The sequence below is a fragment of the Solirubrobacter ginsenosidimutans genome (genome assembly GCF_027587205.1).
This window is the reverse complement of the sequence record NZ_JAPDOD010000001.1, coordinates 398,230-414,080: the sequence shown is the minus strand read 5'-3', so window position 1 is coordinate 414,080 and position 15,851 is coordinate 398,230. Positions and strand designations below refer to the sequence as shown.

General features: G+C 69.9%; 16 protein-coding genes. 10 read left to right on the top strand and 6 right to left on the bottom strand.

From position 1 onward, the window contains the following. Nucleotides 1–32: 32 nt before the first annotated feature. The 5 genes from OM076_RS01795 to OM076_RS01775 all read left to right on the top strand — a co-directional run bounded on the left by OM076_RS01795 (nucleotide 33) and on the right by OM076_RS01775 (nucleotide 4,197). Nucleotides 33–503, top strand: coding sequence for a hypothetical protein (locus OM076_RS01795; protein WP_270037634.1), 471 nt, complete (start codon nucleotides 33–35; stop codon nucleotides 501–503). Nucleotides 504–609: 106 nt separating this feature from the next. After that, nucleotides 610–816 carry a DUF2252 family protein gene (locus OM076_RS45825; RefSeq protein WP_270037633.1) on the top strand — a complete coding sequence of 69 codons (207 nt, stop codon included), beginning with the start codon at nucleotides 610–612 and terminating at the stop codon, nucleotides 814–816. A gap of 84 nt (nucleotides 817–900) precedes the next feature. Further along, nucleotides 901–1,866 (top strand): YihY/virulence factor BrkB family protein, encoded by a 966-nt coding sequence (locus tag OM076_RS01785; RefSeq protein WP_270037632.1) that lies wholly within the window; start codon nucleotides 901–903, stop codon nucleotides 1,864–1,866. Between the two features lie 130 nt (nucleotides 1,867–1,996). Further along, nucleotides 1,997–3,775: an ATP-binding cassette domain-containing protein gene (locus OM076_RS01780; RefSeq protein ID WP_270037631.1), complete on the top strand. Its 1,779-nt coding sequence runs from the start codon at nucleotides 1,997–1,999 to the stop codon at nucleotides 3,773–3,775. After that, the gene (locus tag OM076_RS01775) at nucleotides 3,772–4,197 is read left to right on the top strand and encodes a hypothetical protein (protein ID WP_270037630.1); all 426 of its coding nucleotides are present in this window, start codon (nucleotides 3,772–3,774) and stop codon (nucleotides 4,195–4,197) included. Before OM076_RS01780 ends, OM076_RS01775 begins: the two co-directional genes overlap by 4 nt. A gap of 3 nt (nucleotides 4,198–4,200) precedes the next feature. On the opposite strand, the gene OM076_RS01770 is transcribed toward OM076_RS01775, so the two are convergent. Next, the gene (locus tag OM076_RS01770) at nucleotides 4,201–7,854 is read right to left on the bottom strand and encodes a bifunctional YncE family protein/alkaline phosphatase family protein (protein WP_270037629.1); all 3,654 of its coding nucleotides are present in this window, start codon (nucleotides 7,852–7,854) and stop codon (nucleotides 4,201–4,203) included. Nucleotides 7,855–8,061: 207 nt separating this feature from the next. On the opposite strand from OM076_RS01770, the gene OM076_RS01765 reads away from it, so the two are divergent. Beyond that, a complete protein-coding gene (locus OM076_RS01765; RefSeq protein ID WP_270037628.1) occupies nucleotides 8,062–8,517 on the top strand; it encodes a MarR family winged helix-turn-helix transcriptional regulator in 456 nt (151 codons plus the stop codon). Continuing rightward, the gene (locus OM076_RS01760; RefSeq protein WP_270037627.1) at nucleotides 8,514–9,449 is read left to right on the top strand and encodes an alpha/beta fold hydrolase; all 936 of its coding nucleotides are present in this window, start codon (nucleotides 8,514–8,516) and stop codon (nucleotides 9,447–9,449) included. Before OM076_RS01765 ends, OM076_RS01760 begins: the two co-directional genes overlap by 4 nt. A gap of 11 nt (nucleotides 9,450–9,460) precedes the next feature. On the opposite strand, the gene OM076_RS01755 is transcribed toward OM076_RS01760, so the two are convergent. The 3 genes from OM076_RS01755 to OM076_RS01745 are packed head-to-tail and all read right to left on the bottom strand — an operon-like array spanning nucleotide 9,461 to nucleotide 11,444. Beyond that, on the bottom strand, nucleotides 9,461–10,624 hold the full coding sequence (locus tag OM076_RS01755) for a peptidyl-prolyl cis-trans isomerase (RefSeq protein ID WP_270037626.1): 1,164 nt from the start codon (nucleotides 10,622–10,624) through the stop codon (nucleotides 9,461–9,463). Beyond that, nucleotides 10,621–10,887 (bottom strand): hypothetical protein, encoded by a 267-nt coding sequence (locus tag OM076_RS01750; RefSeq protein ID WP_270037625.1) that lies wholly within the window; start codon nucleotides 10,885–10,887, stop codon nucleotides 10,621–10,623. The genes OM076_RS01755 and OM076_RS01750 overlap by 4 nt, the downstream gene beginning before the upstream one ends. Then, nucleotides 10,884–11,444 carry an RNA polymerase sigma factor gene (locus tag OM076_RS01745; RefSeq protein ID WP_270037624.1) on the bottom strand — a complete coding sequence of 187 codons (561 nt, stop codon included), beginning with the start codon at nucleotides 11,442–11,444 and terminating at the stop codon, nucleotides 10,884–10,886. The genes OM076_RS01750 and OM076_RS01745 overlap by 4 nt, the downstream gene beginning before the upstream one ends. Nucleotides 11,445–11,582: 138 nt before the next feature. Here OM076_RS01745 and OM076_RS01740 point away from each other — a divergent pair, with 138 nt between their 5' ends. Then, a complete protein-coding gene (locus tag OM076_RS01740; RefSeq protein WP_270037623.1) occupies nucleotides 11,583–11,963 on the top strand; it encodes an SHOCT domain-containing protein in 381 nt (126 codons plus the stop codon). 8 nt (nucleotides 11,964–11,971) lie between these two features. Beyond that, nucleotides 11,972–12,454: a hypothetical protein gene (locus OM076_RS01735; protein ID WP_270037622.1), complete on the top strand. Its 483-nt coding sequence runs from the start codon at nucleotides 11,972–11,974 to the stop codon at nucleotides 12,452–12,454. On the opposite strand, the gene OM076_RS01730 is transcribed toward OM076_RS01735, so the two are convergent. Next, the gene (locus OM076_RS01730) at nucleotides 12,437–14,032 is read right to left on the bottom strand and encodes a sensor histidine kinase (RefSeq protein ID WP_270037621.1); all 1,596 of its coding nucleotides are present in this window, start codon (nucleotides 14,030–14,032) and stop codon (nucleotides 12,437–12,439) included. The genes OM076_RS01735 and OM076_RS01730 overlap by 18 nt on opposite strands. Before the next feature lie 134 nt (nucleotides 14,033–14,166). On the opposite strand from OM076_RS01730, the gene OM076_RS01725 reads away from it, so the two are divergent. Further along, a complete protein-coding gene (locus OM076_RS01725; RefSeq protein WP_270037620.1) occupies nucleotides 14,167–15,486 on the top strand; it encodes a cation:proton antiporter in 1,320 nt (439 codons plus the stop codon). On the opposite strand, the gene OM076_RS01720 is transcribed toward OM076_RS01725, so the two are convergent. After that, entirely contained in the window at nucleotides 15,461–15,850 is a 390-nt protein-coding gene (locus OM076_RS01720; protein WP_270037619.1) for a YidH family protein, read from the bottom strand. The genes OM076_RS01725 and OM076_RS01720 overlap by 26 nt on opposite strands. Between the last annotated feature and the right edge of the window lies 1 nt (nucleotide 15,851).

The window sequence follows — 15,851 nt, the reverse complement described above, 5'->3', positions numbered from 1 at the left end:
TGTTCTCGCCGGCCGGCTGATGGGCTCCCAAGATGCCCATTGCCTGGCCGGTTCGCAGCGTGCTCGCGGGTACCGCGGGCACGGCAACGATGACGCTCGCCTACGCCGGCGAGCGGTGGCTGCGCCGGAGCCGGCACACCGGCCCGCTGGACTACGACGACTCGCTCGTTCCGGGCAAGATCGTCGCGACGGTGATGCACCTCCCGCACGTCACTGACCGCGGAGATCGGGAACTCGGCTTCGTGCTGCGCTGGAGCTACGGCTCGGCGTTCGGCCTGCTGCACGGCTCGCTGCGTCGCCTGGTCGGGGAGCCATGGGCCAGCGTCCTGTTCGGCGGAACGCTGATGACCGCGACGCTGACGCTGTTCCCGCTGCTTGGCCGCACGCCGCCGCCGTGGCGCTGGCCACCCGACATGCTGGCAACCAGCCTGGGCACCCACGTCGCTTATGTGGCCGCCGTCGCCGCGGTCGACGACGTGGTTCGCCGGACCGAGACGCCCTAGAACCCCTCGTGCCGGCAGACGTCAGCCGCCGGGACCGCGAGACGGTCGAGCTCCTCGAGGACCGCGTGCGGAACGGACCGCCAGAGGCAAGCTGGCACGCTCGCAGGTGCCGCGCTCCGCGCACGCCGGATGGGAGCCGCCATCGGTCCGGCGCGATCCGGTCGCCGTGCTCGAGGAGCAGGCGCAGACGCGGCGACTGGTGTTCGGCGTCAACGACTTCGACGAGACGCTGCGCGGACCGTTCGAGTGGGACGTCAGGCGTCTTGTCGCGAGCTTCGCTGTCGGAGACCGGTCTGTGATCGCCCTCCGATGAGCGGAGTCGCGGCCGGTCGCCCCATTCGTCGGCCGATGATCCTCGACCGGACGACGCTGTGCCAACGATGGAAGGCTGTTGTGCATGTGGGCTCGCGCCCTAGCGGCGGTTGATGCGTGGCAGCGGGCCCATGCGGCGGTCGCGTTCCCGTTCGCGGTGCTGAAGAAGTTCGGCGAGGACCGGGCCTCGAGCTTGGCGGCGCTGATGGCGTACTACGGCTTCCTGTCGCTGTTCCCGCTCCTGCTCGTCTTTGTCTCGGTGCTGGGCTTCGTGCTCGAGGACGATCCGGCGCTGCAACAGGACATCGTCGATTCGGCGGTGGCCCGGATCCCGGGTATCGGGGCGCAGCTCTCCGACCAGGTGGAGCCGTTGACCGGCAGCACGCCGGCCCTCGTCATCGGGCTCGTCGGCGCGTTGTGGGCGGGTCTGGGCGTGACGCTTGCGCTCGGCCGGGCGTTCAACGAGATCTGGGACGTGCCGCGTTTCGAGCAGCGCAAGGCGCTGCTGGCGCGGGCGTACGGTCTGGCCGCCCTGGCGGTGCTCGGTGTCGCCCTCGTCGCCTCGACCCTGCTCGCCGGCCTGGCGCTCGGCGGCGGCATCGGCCCGAGCCTCGAGCGGCTGACCGCCGTGGCGCTCTCGCTCGTGTTGAACGTCGCCGTGCTGCTGGCGGTGTTCGGTCTGCTGACGCAGCGACCCTTCCGGATTCCCGAGCTGCTGCCCGGCGTCACGCTGGCGGCTGTCGGCGGACTGATCCTGCAGTCCGTGGGAGGGGTGTACGTCAACCGCACGGTGATCGGCGCCAGCGATACCTACGGGACGTTCGCGCTCGTCATCGGGCTGTTGTCGTGGTTCTGGCTCGCGTCGCACCTGTTGCTGTTCGCGGCGGAGGTCAACGTCGTCCTGCGCCGGCGCCTGTGGCCGCGGTCGCTCACCGGCGACTTCGCGCCCGCCGACCGTGAGGCGCTGCGGCGCAGCGCCGAAGCCAGTCGCCACGACGAGCGCGAGGAGATCAGCGTGCGGTTCGAGGATGACGCGTCTGAACGGAGCTGAAGTCGCAATTACACAAGTCGCTCCGACCCTCAGAAACGGGCCCCAGCCCCGGTAGACCGAGAACAAGGCATAGCGGGTCACGCCACGGCAACATCTGGATCGCGGTGGCGTGATTGTGTGGCGCGCTCGCATGGCTGCGCTCGCGATCGACGGTCTGACCAAGCGCTATGGAGATCGCGAAGCCCTGGCGGGCGTCACGCTCGCGGTGCGTGCCGGCTCGATCCATGGCCTCGTCGGTCCCAACGGGTCCGGCAAGACCACGCTGTTGCGCAGCGTGCTGCGCCTGGTGCGCCCTGACGCGGGGGTGATCCGGGTGCTGGGCGAGGACCGCGCCAGTGCGGCCGCGCGACCGCAGGGCGGCCTCGCGGGGCTCGTCGACGACCCGCGGTTCTACCCGTATCTCAGCGCGCGCGAGAACCTGCGCCTGCTGTCGATCCTCGACGGCAACGGCCACGCCGACCCGGCGACGGTGCTCGAGCGGGTCGGGCTCGCGGACGTCGCGGACCGCAAGGTCGGAGGGTTCTCGCTCGGCATGCGCCAGCGACTCGGGCTCGCCGCGGCGTTGATGCGCCGGCCGCGTCTCCTGCTGCTCGACGAGCCCGCCAACGGCCTGGACCCGACGGGCGCCGAGGAGCTCTGGCGGACGGTCCGCGAACTGGCGCGCGAGGGCACGGCGGTGCTGCTGTCGAGCCACGATCTGGTGACGATCGACAGCGTCTGCGACGAGATCACCGTGCTGCGCGACGGCGAAGTGGCGTGGAGCGGGCCGATCGCCGATCTGCGCGCGCAGGCGCCGTCGCCCGAGCACGTGCTGCGCACCGCCGACGACGCGTCCGCGGCGCAGGTCGCCACGGCCCTCGACGTCCCGGCCGTCCGCGCGGCCGACGGTCTGCGCGTGATCGCCGAGACCGACACGCTGGAGCGGTTGACGGTGGCGCTCGGCAAGGCCGAGGTCGGCATCCGCGCGATCGCCCCTGGAGCATCCCCGCTGCGCGCGCTGTTCACCCGCCTGACCGAGGTTCCGCCCGAGGCCCTGCGCGCCTCGGCCTCGCCGGTCCCGGTGCCGGTCACCGAGCACCGCGTGCGGATGACGGCGGGCGACGTGCGCGCCGTCTGCGCCGTCGAGGTGCGCAAGCTGCGCGCGCAGATCAAGCTCAAAGTGCTGCTGGCGGCGTGCATCGTCGCGCCGTGGCTGTTCGCGCTGGCGGTCAAGAGCGCGGGCAGCCTGCCCAACGACACGCTCTACGGTCGCTGGGTCCTGCAGGCGGGAGCGGCATTGCCCTTGCTGGTGCTGACGTTCCTCGCCTCGTGGGCGTTTCCGCTGCTCGGCAGCCTGGTCGCCGGCGACATCCTCTCCAGCGAGGACCGCCTCGGCACGTGGCCCACGCTGCTCACGCGCTCGCGGCCCGAGAGCGCGATCCTAGCCGGCAAGATCGTCGTGTCGATCGTCTCCGCGGTCCTGACCGTGGTGCTGCTCGCCGTGTCCTCGAGCGTGGCGGGCCTGGCCATCGCCGGCCCCAACGACCTGCCTGGGCTGACCGGCACGCTCTTCTCCAACGGCCACGCGTTCGGCCTCGTCGCCGCGTCGTGGGCCGCGGCATTGCCCGCCGCGCTCGCTTGGACCGCCTTCGCGCTGTTCCTCTCGGCGCGCACGCGCAACTCGGTGGCGGGAATCGTCGCCCCGGTGCTGGCCGGCGTGGTGCTGCAGATCTTCTGGCTCATCGACGGTCCGCCGCTGCTGCGCGAGCTGCTGCCGTCCGCGGCGCTGGATGCCTGGCACGTGCTCTTCGAGGCCCCCAGCCAAGTCGCGCCGCTCGTCACCGCGATGCTGGTCGCCCTGGGCTGGACCGCGGTCGCGGTGATCGCGCTCGCGCTCACCATCCGCCGGCGCGACGCGGTGGCGGCATGAAGCGCGCCGTGGCCCTCGCCGGGCTGGCCGCGATCACCGCCGGGTGCGGTTCGACGGGCATCACCGTCGACCGGGTCAGCGGCTCGGTCGCGCCCACCTTCGAACGCATGTACCGCTGGAAGCAGCAGCTGGAAGGCGTCTCGACGGCCGCGCCGCTGAACACCCGCGCGAAGTGCGTCAAGGGCGACGCGAGCGTGCGCGACCAGGGCGCCGGCGCCAACTGGGTCTGCACGATCACGTTCCTCATCGACGGGGCCGACACCCCCGTGAGTTTCAACTGGAACCTGACGGTCAAACCCGACGGATGCTGGACCGCCGAGGGCACACCGGTGCAGCTCGGCGGTCAGACCATCCGCACGCGCGCGGGGAAAACAGTCGCCAACCCGATCTACGCGGTTGACGGCTGCTTTCCCGCGACCTGAGCTTTAGCCCTCGCCGAGGTACCCGGCGGGCAGTTCGTGCCCGGGAACCACATCCGGGGCGAGGATCTTCTTGTCGCCCGGGTACGGCTTGGTCCAGCCCTTGGTCAGGTACCAATCGAGCCGGTTGAGCTGGGCCGAGTTGACCAGGTCGACCGCGGGGTGACGGCCACCGAGGCGCTGCTTGTGCGACCACTCCACCCACGCCGTCGCGATGCGGTTGTACTTCTTTGGCGCCCCGGTGGTGGCCAGCGAGCTCGCCGAGAGCGAACGGGTGCCCGGCTTCGGCGCCTTGGCCTCGGCGGCGACCGCGCGGGAAGCCGAGGCCGGCTTGGCGCCGACCAGCAGGTTCACCCACTTGACGATGTTCGCCTGCTTGTCGAACTGCCCGGGGTAGTCCTGCACCTGGTACCAGGTGATCGTCTTGTCGCCTCCGGCGGGCACCTCGGCGTTGAACCAGATGCCGTAGGTGATGCCGTTGAGGTTCTGGCCCTCGAGCGCCTCGATCGGCTGCGAGGCATCCCACACGAGCCCGTCGGCCGGGTTCGCGATCGAGCTGTCGTTGTCGTGGAACAGGTAGTTCGACGTCCAGCCGGAGAACACGAAGTCCGGGTTCCCGCCGCTGACGCCCGGGACGTAGGCGACGTCGTTGGACGTGTCCGGATCGAGCTGGTAGTGCAGGAAGCCGTGGTAGTCGCTCGTGTCGGTGTTGTGCAGCGTGACCGCCATCTTCAACGCCGGGGCGCCGGCGACCGCGGTCGTCCGCATCGTCGCCTGGATCTTGTTGGTGTTGTCGCCGTTCTGCTGCTTGCCGGTCCCCGACGCGACGACCGTGCTGCCGTCCTCGATCGAGATGTTCGGCAGCGGCAGGGTCGCGGCGGTGAGGCCCCAGATCGAGGAGGTGTTGATCGGGTGCAGGTAGTCCTTCGTGGTCAGGTCCAGCTCACTCCAGTCGAACTGCTCCTGGTGGAGCGTGTCGGTGATGCCGAAGTCGGCCAGCCAGCCAGCCCCCAGCGTGCCCTGGCCGCCGTTGGCCGCCGCGCGCGTGACGATGTCGGCCTGCACGCAGCCGTTCTTGACGGCGTAGTAGCTGTCGCCGGCGACCACGTCGAGCGCCGAGGCGCCGGCGATCGTGGTCCACGGCGGCGTGGCGGTGGTCTGCGCCGCGCTCGGGGCCTGTGACGAGCACGTCGCGGCCGACACCGGAGCGGGCGGCGCCGGCGGCTGGGCGGCGGGCACGTCGATGGCGTTGAACGGGGTCAGGTCCGGCGTGTCGCTGAACGCGCTCCACATCGGCTCGGCGGCCCGGTCCTCCTGGTTCATGGGCTGGATGCCGAGGATCTGCTCGATCGTCTTGACGACGTTGAGCTGGGTGAAGTACTCGCTGTTGATCGCGTCGTGGGCGACGTACGGGCTGGCGATGTACAGCGGGCCGCGATGGCCGTCGATGTGATCGGTGCCGGCCTGGGTGTCGTCCTCCAGGACGAACACCGCGCTGTTCTTCCACACCTTGCTGTTGGAGATGTCGGAGACGATGCGCCCGACGGCGAGGTCGTTGTCGGCGACCTGCTCGACCGGTCCTGGCCCACCGCCGGTGTGGTCGGCGGGCAGTGACATCAGCGTCAGGTTGGGGAGCTTGCCGGAGTCCAGGGCGGCGTCGAAGTCCTTCTCCCAGATATCGGCCCGGTACTGGTCCGGGATGTCCGTGTCGAACATCGGGAACGCCGGGTTGGAGATGTCATTCAGCGACGGGACGTCCGAGTAGCTCTTGGAGGAAGTGATCCGCAGCTTGTCGTCGAGCTTGCCCTCCATGACCTGGGCGTCGTGCCACCAGTCGTTCCACGACGGCGTCGGCGACGGCAGGTTGATGTGGCTCTCGTACTCGCCGTAGTTGCGGACCGTGTTGCCGGCCCGCTGGGCGGCGTTCCACAGGAAGCCGTCACGCTGGTAGGCGAGCGGGTCGCCACCGTCGAACGGGTAGCTGCGCACGAAGGCGCCGAACTGCTTCTCGAGGTAGTCGTTGGCGTCGGCCTGCATCAGCCAGTTGTGGCCGTCGGCCGACAGCGTGCCCTCGTCGAAGAAGTTGTCGAAGAGGGTGAACTGGTTGGCGAGCGCGTGCTGGTTGGGCGTGATCGCCTGGCCGTAGCTGGTCAGCGCCGCGCTGCTCTCGCCCTTGCCGATGTCACCCAGCACCTGGTCGTAGGTGCGGTTCTCCTTGATGATCAGGAAGACGTGCTTGATCGGCGACTTGCCGCCGAGGAACTCGGGGATCGCCGAGGGCTTGCGCGACTTCTTGTAGTGGTCGGCCTGCTTGACGAGCTTCTTCCAGTCGTTGTTCTCGAAGACGCTCTCGGTGAGGTCGCCGAGCACCTGATTCGATGGCATGGCGAACGTCGTGATCGAGCCGGTGTAGTTGTAGGTGTTGCGCCCGAGCGCGCCGCCGCCACCGCCGGTGGTGGAGGAGTTGGGCGTCCCGCGCGCGCCGATGCCCTTGACGTTGGTCACGACCACGCGGCCGAGCGGCGCGTCGTACTGCACGTCGATCGGGTAGGAGTCGGTCGGGATCAGGCCTTGGTACTGGATCGGGTACGCCGGGCCGTTGTACTTGTAGACCGCCACGGCGTTGTCGCGGCCGATGCTGACCAGCACGTGCTGCGCGTCGGGCATCGTGATGCCGTTCGGGTTGCTGCCGATCGTCGTGCCCGGCAGCGGGTTGACGTTGAAGGTCTGCGTGACCTTGCGCGTCCGCGTGTCGATGATCGAGACGCTGTCGTTGTTGGAGTTCGCGACGAACAGCGTGCCGCCGTTGAGGTACTCGACGGTGGGCTCCAGGCCGACCTTGATCGTCGTGCTCTCCGTCTCGACGCCGAGATCGACCACCGACACCGTGCCGGTCGTCGCGGCGCCCGTGCTGGGGTCAGAGACGATCGGCGTGCCGTAGGACGTGTTGGTGGTGTCGCCCGCGACCGCCGGGCGGCCGCCCTCATTGGCGACGAACGCCTGGTTGCCCACGACGACGACGCCGCGCGGCGCGTTGCCCACCGGGATCTGCTTGGTGAGCGTGTTGGTCGCCGTGTCGATCACGCCCAGCGTGTTCTTGCCGTTGAGCGCGACGTAGAGCTTGGTCTGATCGGCCGAGAACGCCATGCCCGAGGGCAGGCCGCCGGCCAGCGCGATCGTGGCCGTCTTCGTGACGGTGCCGTCGGCGGCGACGGCGAAGCGGATCAGGTCGGCCGACTGCGGCACCCACAGGGACGCCCCGTCGGGCGAGTAGACCGGCGGGTCGGCGCCTTCGGAGCCGTCACCGCCGACCGAGACCTGCTGAACCGAGTTGCCGGTCGCCGCGTCGAGGATGCCCAGCACGGCGCCGGACTCCGAGACGGCGAGCTTGGTCCCGTCGGGGCTGATCGCACTGCCCAGCGCCGTGTGGTCGAGGATCGAATACCGCTTGCCGAAGGGCGAGATCCACTGGTTGTCCGGCAGCAATACGCGGCCGTTGACCACGTCGCCGACCCGGCTGAAGCCGAAGACGCGATTGACGCCGTGAAGGCCGCCCATCGCGGCGGCCGCGACGCCGGTCAGTGCAAGGACGGCCAGAGCCGACGCGACCCCGACGAACCACGGGCGCGCAGAAGCACGCCGCTGGAAGCGAGCGAACATGAACGTGAGATGTGCCTTTCCCCCGGAGGCCCAGACCGCCTCCGAGCATGCCTGCGAAGTCGAGACGCCTGGGGGGCGCCCACCAGTCTTCTTACGCTCTCGCCCCTCGGGCGAAGGTGACGATCCGGTTACCTCGGGTGCCGAGGTGTCAGAGGACAGGATGAGTTGTAAGCCTCACTGACACTATGGTACGGTCTGGCCATGCCGATGTCAGACGGACTGACACCCCCCGGGGGGCCGCTCCCCGAGCCGGAGGCGAACCTCGGATACCTGTTCCGGCTGGCGTTCCAGCAGTTCCGGGGGGCGCTCGAGAAAGAGCTGGAGGCGTTTGCGCTCTCGAGCCAGGAATACGGACTCCTGAGCCTGTTCGAGACGCGCCCTGAGCTCTCGACGTCCGAGCTCGCTCGCGTGTTGCAGGTGACGCGACAGACGATGCACACGGCGGTGCTGGGCCTCGAGCGCGCCGGGCTCGTGAGCCGCCGATCGATGAATTCGCGCGTCGTGCTCGTCGGCCCGACGGAACGAGGGCGTGAGCGCCTCGACGCGGCGACCGAGCGCGTGCGCGCCCTCGAGCACAAGGCGCTCGCCGGGCTCAGCGGCGACGAAGAGCGCGTGATACGGAAGTGGCTCGCGGCCGTCGCCACGCTCGAGCGAACGGCGTGATCGGCTCGCAGGAACCAGGCATACGAGAGGCCGAGGCCGAGCTGTTCGCCGCCACCGGAGCCCAGGTCGAGGAGCTCTGGTTCGACTTGCCCACGCTCGGGCTGCGGGTGCGAGTGCTGGCGCATGGCAGTGGCCTGCCGGTGGTGCTTCTTCACGGCGTGTCGCTGAGCGCCGCCGTCTGGGCGCCCCTGCTCACCGCGCTGGGAGGCTGCCGGCTGCTCGCGGTCGACCTTCCTGGCCACGGCCTTTCGGACCCCTTCGAGTACCGGCGCGGTCAGGTCCGCGAACACGCGCACCAGCTGCTCGAAGACCTCTTCGACGCGCTCGAACTCGAACGGGCGACCGTGATCGGCCACTCACTCGGGGGCATGTTCGCGCTGTGGCATGCGGCTCGCTCCCCCGAGCGGATGTCGAGCCTGATCGCGATCGGAGACCCGGCGGTGGCGCTGCCCGGAACGCGGGTGCGCATGCCGCTGTCGCTGCTGACCGTGCGCGGCGTCGGACGGGCGATCCTGAGCTCACCGAGCCCCCGTCCGTTCTACCGGCACCTGCTCACCCACGGACTCGGTCACGCGGAGGTCGCCTCCGCACCGCTTGCGCTGCTCGAGGCGTTGCGGCTCTCCGGCCGCCGCTCGGGGAACGCCCGAACGATCGCGTCGTTGATGCACGCCATCGACAGGTTCCGCGTACCACGCCCTGAGAGCGTGCTCACGAGCGCCGAGTTGGCCGCGATCGCGACACCGACGATGTTCATCTGGGGTACGGACGATCCCTACCTCTCCCCCGCTCGTGCGCGACCGGCGATCCGGCAGATGCCGAACGCCACGCTCCACGCACTACCGGCCGGGCACGGCCCATGGCTCGTGCACCCGAGCCGGACCGCCGAGCTGATCCACACGCATCTCAGCCGCACCGCCTCTCAACCGCGATAGCCGCGGGCGATCTACTTCCCGGTCGTGGCGGCGGGCGTCGCCGTCTCGGCCGGGACCTGCTGGGTCGGGTCCGTGGCCGGGGCCGTGGGGGTCGGCGTGGCCTTCGGGCCGTTCTTGCAGTCGGAGGTCGTGTAGTCCTTCGAGCACTCCGTCTTGTCCTTCCAGCGCTTCGTGAAGTCCTTCACGAAGGTGTCCAGCACCTTCTGCTGGTTCTGGGACTGCAAGGTCTGCTTGATCGTCTCCTTGGCCTCAGGCAGCGTCTGCTGACTGGCCGCGGTGATCGCCGTCACCGCGAAGACGTAATAGCCGTACTGCGTCTTGATCGGACCCTCGAGCTCGTTCTTGGACGCCGAGAACACCGCGGTGTCCAGCTCCTTGTCCAGCGTGCCCTTGGCCTGCGCGGGCAGCTTGCCGCCCGCCGCCTTGGAGGTGTCATCGATCGAGTACTTCTTCGCGACCGTCGCCCACGAGTCGCCACTGTCGAGCGCGGCGCGGGCCTTGTCGGCCGTCGCCTTGTCCTTGGTCAGCACGACCCGCAGGTCACGCTTCTCGGGCTGCGCGAACTGCGCCTTGTTCTTGTTGTAGAAGTCCGCGATCGCCGCGTCAGAGACCGTGCCCTTGCCCTTGATGACCTTGTCGCGGATCTTGTTCGAGAGCAGCTCGACCTTGATCCGTTTCAAGAGCTGCGGCTCCGTCTGGCCGGAGGTCTGGAGGAACTTCTTGTAGTCCTCCTCCTTCGGGAAACTCTGCTTCTTCTGCGTGTCGAAGGACTTCTTGACCTCGGCGTCGGTGACCGTGACGCCTTGGGCCTCGGCCTCCCCCTCGATCCAGCGGTTGCCGAGCAGCAGCTGCACGACCTGGTTGCGGAGTTGCTCGTACTCCTGCTTGCACTGTGTCTTGAGCTGCGCGTCGGTCACCTTCGGCTGGCCCTTGGCGGGCGCCGGCGTGGCCTTGCGCTTGGCCGCGACGCACTTCGCGTAGTCGCTTTCGGGGTCAGGCACCGCGGCATTCGGCTGGCCCGACTTCGCGGCGACGTTCAGGTAGTACGTGAAGTCCGATTTCTTGATCGGTTCGCCGTCGACCGTGGCGACGGCGTTGCCGGGGACTCCCCCGCAGGAGGCGAAGACGGCCCCGGTAGAGACGAGGGCGACGAAGACGAGCGCAGTTCTGATCATGGCCTGAAGGGGTTCGCGGTACAGGGCTCGTCGCGCAGAAGCAGCGTGGCGTCCGGGAAGGCGCACGAGTTCGCGGTCGCGACGGTGGTGCTTGCGGTTTGACGGGACGGGCTCGACGGCAACGCGAACACGGCGACGGCTACCGCGACGAGCGCCGTCATGGTGGCCACCGGGGGACGCCAGTGGACGCGGCGGGTCCGCCGCGCGCGGCGATGGGCGGCTGAGATCAGCTCTCGCTCCAGATCGCAGATGAAGTCGCTCATGCTCCAGTCCCTTCGAGACGTTGGCGCAGGCCCGCGAGGCCACGTTGAACGCGCTTGCGGATGACGAGCTCCGATGTCCGCGCGCGCGCCGCGATATCCGCGTACTCGTCCTCGGCGAGCACGCGTGCCAGCACCGCTTCGCGCTGCGCTCTCGGGAGCTCCTTGAGCCCCTGCTGCAGCTGCGCGGTCACCGCCTCGGCGGTGGCGAGTGCCTCGACGCGCTCCAGATCACCATCGGAGATCGCGACCGGGTTCATGCCGAGACGGCGGCGGGCACGGTCTTCGACGGCGCCCTGCTGGGCGGCGCTGACCAGGATCCGTTTGGCGATCCCGTACAGCCACGCGGCGCCCGGCCCTTTCTCAGGCCGGTGCCGGTGTGCGCCGTCCAGGGCGGCCGCGAAGGTCTCCGCGGTCAGATCCGCCGCGAGATCGGCATCGCGCGTGCGCCGCACGAAGTACGCGAGCAGCCCGTGCACATGCCTGCGATAGAAGACCGCGAAGGCTTCCGGCTCGCCGCGGGTCGCGGCGAGGAGGTCATCGTCGGAGCGTCCGTCCATTCCTACAAGGACTTAGTGCCCCGACTCCGGCGTGTGACACGACTTTCCAAAGCTGCGTTCATCCCCTTCGGATGATGTGCGACGTGCTCCCCCACGGAATGCTGACGTGGCTTTTCCAACCTCAAGGAGGCCGTCTCGATGGTGCTCGCCGCCGATTATCCGTTCCTGGACGTGTTCTGGACGATGATCCTGTTCTTCTTCTGGGTCGCGTGGATCTCGATCCTCGTCACCATCGTCATCGACCTGTTCCGGCGCCATGACGCGTCCGGCTGGGTCAAGGCGCTGTGGTTGGTGGTCCTGATCTTCGTGCCGTTCCTGGGCGTGCTCGCGTATCTGATCGTCAACGGCGATGGCATGGGCAAGCGCAACGTCGAGCGTGCGCAGTCGGCGGCCGAGCGTTACGCCCCGGCCAGCAACGGGGGTGCGGCGGGTGAGATCGCAAAGGCCAAGTCGCTGCTCGACAGCGGGGCGCTCACGCAGGCGGAGTTCGACCAGCTGAAGGCGAAGGCACTCGCCTGACACGCACCATGACGGCTCACGCGCAACTGCTCGTGTACCGGTTCGGCTCGAGCGCAGAATTCGAAGGCCAACTCCTGGGCGCGCTCGACCGGATCGAGACCGGAGGCGCGCTGCGGGTGCTCGACGTGCTCTTCGTCGGCACCGACCAGGCGACCGGTGAGATCTTCGCCATCGAGCTCCATCGGACCGGCGCCGGCGGCTTCAGCGGGCCGCTGATCGGCTTCCGGCTCGACGTCGCCGAGCGCCGCCGCATCACGCGGCGCGCGCGTGCGGGCCCATCGGGGGAGCTGATCGGCTCGCTCGCCGAGACCCTCGGGCCGGGCGACGCACTGGCCGCGGTGCTCGTCGGACACGACTGGGCGCGCACGCTCGACGACGCGGTCTCGCGGATCGGCGGGACCGAAATGGCCAGCACGTTCGTGGACGCCGCGTCGCTGACCACGCTCAGCCGCGAGCTCGTGGAGGTCGCCGCCTCAGCTCGCCCGGGGTGAGGCGAGTTCCGCGCGCACGAGCGTGCCCTTCCCGGGGCCGCTCGTGATCGTCAGCCGCGCGTCGATCTCGGCGGCACGGGTGCGCATCGACTCCAGCCCGAAGTGATCGGGGTACTCGGCGGTCGGGTCGAAGCCGCGGCCGTCGTCACCGATCTCGAGCACGAGGCGGTCCGACAGGACCTGCAGGCTGATCCACGCCCTCGTGGCCCCCGCGTGCTTGACGGCGTTGGCGAGTCCCTCGCGGGCGATGCCGAACAGGTGCGACTCGGTACGGATCTCCAGCGCGGGGTGGTCGTGCGGCACGTCGAGCCGCACGTCGAGCCCGTCCTGCTCGGCGACCTTCGCGACGTGTCGCTGCAGGGCCGGCACGAGGCCGCCGGCCAGCGGGTCCCGGCCCAACTCGGAGATCAGTGCGCGCATCTCGGTCTGCGCGTCGCGCGTCAGGTCCGCGATGGTGTTCAATGCCTGGGCCGGCGGGGACGACGGCTCGGCGCCCGAAGCGCGAAGCGAGCGCTGCGCCATCCGCGTGTGCAGGAGCGTCGAGAACAGCGCCTGCGAGACCGAGTCGTGCAGCTCGCGGGCGATCCGCTGACGTTCCGCGATCGCTCGCTCGCCTTCGCGGAGCTTCGCGTCCGTCAACGCCTTCGCCGACCGCTCGCGCTCGCAGACGACCGCGCTCAGGATCAGCGTCGTGAGCGCGGTCACGGCGATGAAGAGCTGGGTGGCGAGCGTGCGGTGGTCGATCGTCTGCTGGGCGAAGGGACCGACCTCGGCAGCCGTGATCCCGATCGCCAGCCCGCTGGCGATCACCATCGCCAGCGCGGCTCCCGGCGGCCCGAAGCGCAACGCCGCCCAGATCAGCGCCGGGAAGACCACGTAGGTCACCGGTTCCTCGATCGTGACGGCGAGCACGCCCAGCAGGACGACCGCGGTGATCATCAGCGCGCCCTCGCGCGTGCGCAGGCGGCACCACGCGGCGGCGGGGGCGGCGCTCCAGGCCAGCGCGGCGGCCACGACCACGAGCGCGCCGGAGAGATCGCCGAGCCACCACGTGCGCCAGAACGTCGGCGCATCGGAACCGTCGACGACTCCGCCCGCGAGCATCGACAGCGTTCCCACCGTGGCGCTGGTCGCGGCCGCGGCCGCGAGCGCGGCGAGCATTCCGATCACCTGCTCGACCCGATCCAGCGCCGCACGGCGGCCGATCAGGTGGGTGAGCAACGCCGCGCCGAGCACGATCTCGACCATGTTTCCGGTCTGCTGGCCGAGCAGGCTGCCCAGCGGGATCGCCGGATCCGAGAAGTGCTGCTCGGCGTTGACCACGAGGTCGCCGAGCAGGACGCCCGGCCACCAGCGCAGGCCCCACAGGTACAGGGCGGCGATGCCGACGCCGGCCGGTGGCCACATCGCGGCCACCGACGCCGTGTAGCGCAGCGATTGACCGACCTTGGCCGCGCCGTAGTAGGCCAGCGCCAGCAGCACGACTCCGCCGACGTACGCGGCGGTGCGCCTCGGGCGGCTGCTCACGGCCGGTCGGGGCGCGAGGGAGATGGACGACGGCTGAACCTGCGTGCTCATTGGGGCGTCCTTCGAGCGGGCCGGCGGGGAGACGGCGCGCTCAGCCTACCGGCACGGGTCGCGGATCGTGTGATCCGGGTGATGCGCGTCGCCACGCGAGCCGTCAGCCTCGCCCGCATGGGACACGACGCATCATGACGTGGGCTCTGGCGACGATCGCGGCGCTGCTGCTGGCCTTCGCGGTGGCCTCGCGGCGCTTGGACGGTCTCAACGTGTCCGGCGCGATGTTCTTCACCACCACCGGTCTGCTCGCCGGACCGGTGCTGGGGCTGATCGACCTCGACCTGCATGGCGAGGAGGTCAAGCTGCTCGCCGAGATCACGCTGACCCTGGTGCTGTTCGCCGACGCCTCGCGGATCTCGTTGAAGGCCCTGCGCCACGAGTACGCGGTGCCGGTCCGGCTCCTCGGGGTCGGCCTGCCGCTCACGATCGTCGCCGGAGGCCTGCTCGGTGGCGCGCTGCTGCCTTCCGTCAGCCTCACCGAGGCCTTCGTGCTCGCCATCGTGCTCGCCTGCACCGACGCCGCGCTCGGTCAGGCGGTGGTGTCGGACGAGCGTGTCCCGTCCCGGATCCGACAAGGGCTGAACGTCGAGAGCGGGCTCAACGACGGGCTCTGCGTGCCGCTGTTCTTCATCGCGGTCGCGTTCGCCGAGACGGACGCGGGCGAGGCCTCCGCCGCCTCGGCGGCCCAGCTCGTGTTCGAGCAGATCGGCTACGGGCTGATCGGCGGCGTCGCGGCCGGAGCGCTGGGCGGCCTCGCCTTGCGGTTCGCCGCGAGCCGGAGGCTGATCGAGCCGCACTGGCTGCAGATCCTCAGCGTGGCCTCGGCCTTCCTCGCCGCCGGCATCGCGAGCGGGCTCGGCGGGAGCATCTTCATCGCCGCGTTCACCGGCGGCTTCGTCTTCGGCACGCTGCGAGCGGACACGGGTGGTGAGGTGACGTACCTCGTCGACGAAGGCGGCGAGGTGTTCAACGCCGTCACGTTCATCGTCTTCGGTGCGGTGATCCTCGGCCCGGTGCTGGACGATGTCACCTGGCAGGTCGCGCTCTACGCGCTGCTCAGCCTGACGGTCGTGCGCATGCTGCCGGTCGCGCTCGCGATGCTGGGAACCGGCGCTCGCTCGCGGACCGTGGGGTTCGTGGGCTGGTTCGGGCCGCGTGGCCTCGCGTCGATCGTGTTCGCCGTGATCCTCCTCGACGACACGGCGCTGCCGCACCTCTCGACGCTGCTGCTCGCGATCACGGTGACCATCGCGCTCTCCGTGTATGCCCATGGCATCACCGCGCGTCCGCTGACGGGGCGTTACGTGCGCTGGTGGCACGCGCACCCGAGCGATGCGCGACCGGCGATGGAGAGCGTGCCCGCCGCGGAGCACCGTCTCCGCCGCGCCGCGCCGGCCGTGTGGGTCGACGCGGAGCCCGCTCCGGCTACAGCTGTGCAAGTACCAGAATGATCGTCAGGACGGCCAGGATCGTTCCGCTGAACGTGAAGGTGGCGACCAGTGCGAACGACAGCGGGGCGCGTTCGCCACGCTGCAGCGCGCGCTCGAGCTTGCGCTGGCGCGACGCGCCGATGAGCAACAGGGCGATCGCGATCAATGCGTAGCCGCAGCCGAGCACGACGTACGGCCACGCGGCCACCTGCAGCAGGTCGGGAGCGAGCCGCCCGACGGCGAGCGCGCCCGCGGTGGAGGCCAGCGCGGTCCGCCACCACGCGAGCCACGTGCGCTCGGCGGCCATCCCGGTGCGGCTCGCCGCGCCGGTGTCGTCGGCCTTCCCGGTCGCCTTCGCGGGCTCGTCGGCCGTAGGATCACTCATC

What these genes read in the sequence shown, in the direction of transcription:
- OM076_RS01795 (WP_270037634.1), top strand. Translation starts at nt 33, where the DNA reads ATGCCCATTGCCTGGCCGGTTCGCAGCGTGCTCGCGGGTACCGCGGGC.
- OM076_RS01785 (WP_270037632.1), top strand. Translation starts at nt 901, where the DNA reads ATGTGGGCTCGCGCCCTAGCGGCGGTTGATGCGTGGCAGCGGGCCCAT.
- OM076_RS01780 (WP_270037631.1), top strand. Translation starts at nt 1,997, where the DNA reads ATGGCTGCGCTCGCGATCGACGGTCTGACCAAGCGCTATGGAGATCGC.
- OM076_RS01775 (WP_270037630.1), top strand. Translation starts at nt 3,772, where the DNA reads ATGAAGCGCGCCGTGGCCCTCGCCGGGCTGGCCGCGATCACCGCCGGG.
- OM076_RS01770 (WP_270037629.1), bottom strand. Translation starts at nt 7,854, where the DNA reads ATGTTCGCTCGCTTCCAGCGGCGTGCTTCTGCGCGCCCGTGGTTCGTC.
- OM076_RS01765 (WP_270037628.1), top strand. Translation starts at nt 8,062, where the DNA reads ATGTCAGACGGACTGACACCCCCCGGGGGGCCGCTCCCCGAGCCGGAG.
- OM076_RS01755 (WP_270037626.1), bottom strand. Translation starts at nt 10,624, where the DNA reads ATGATCAGAACTGCGCTCGTCTTCGTCGCCCTCGTCTCTACCGGGGCC.
- OM076_RS01750 (WP_270037625.1), bottom strand. Translation starts at nt 10,887, where the DNA reads ATGAGCGACTTCATCTGCGATCTGGAGCGAGAGCTGATCTCAGCCGCC.
- OM076_RS01745 (WP_270037624.1), bottom strand. Translation starts at nt 11,444, where the DNA reads ATGGACGGACGCTCCGACGATGACCTCCTCGCCGCGACCCGCGGCGAG.
- OM076_RS01740 (WP_270037623.1), top strand. Translation starts at nt 11,583, where the DNA reads ATGGTGCTCGCCGCCGATTATCCGTTCCTGGACGTGTTCTGGACGATG.
- OM076_RS01735 (WP_270037622.1), top strand. Translation starts at nt 11,972, where the DNA reads ATGACGGCTCACGCGCAACTGCTCGTGTACCGGTTCGGCTCGAGCGCA.
- OM076_RS01730 (WP_270037621.1), bottom strand. Translation starts at nt 14,032, where the DNA reads ATGAGCACGCAGGTTCAGCCGTCGTCCATCTCCCTCGCGCCCCGACCG.
- OM076_RS01725 (WP_270037620.1), top strand. Translation starts at nt 14,167, where the DNA reads ATGACGTGGGCTCTGGCGACGATCGCGGCGCTGCTGCTGGCCTTCGCG.
- OM076_RS01720 (WP_270037619.1), bottom strand. Translation starts at nt 15,850, where the DNA reads ATGAGTGATCCTACGGCCGACGAGCCCGCGAAGGCGACCGGGAAGGCC.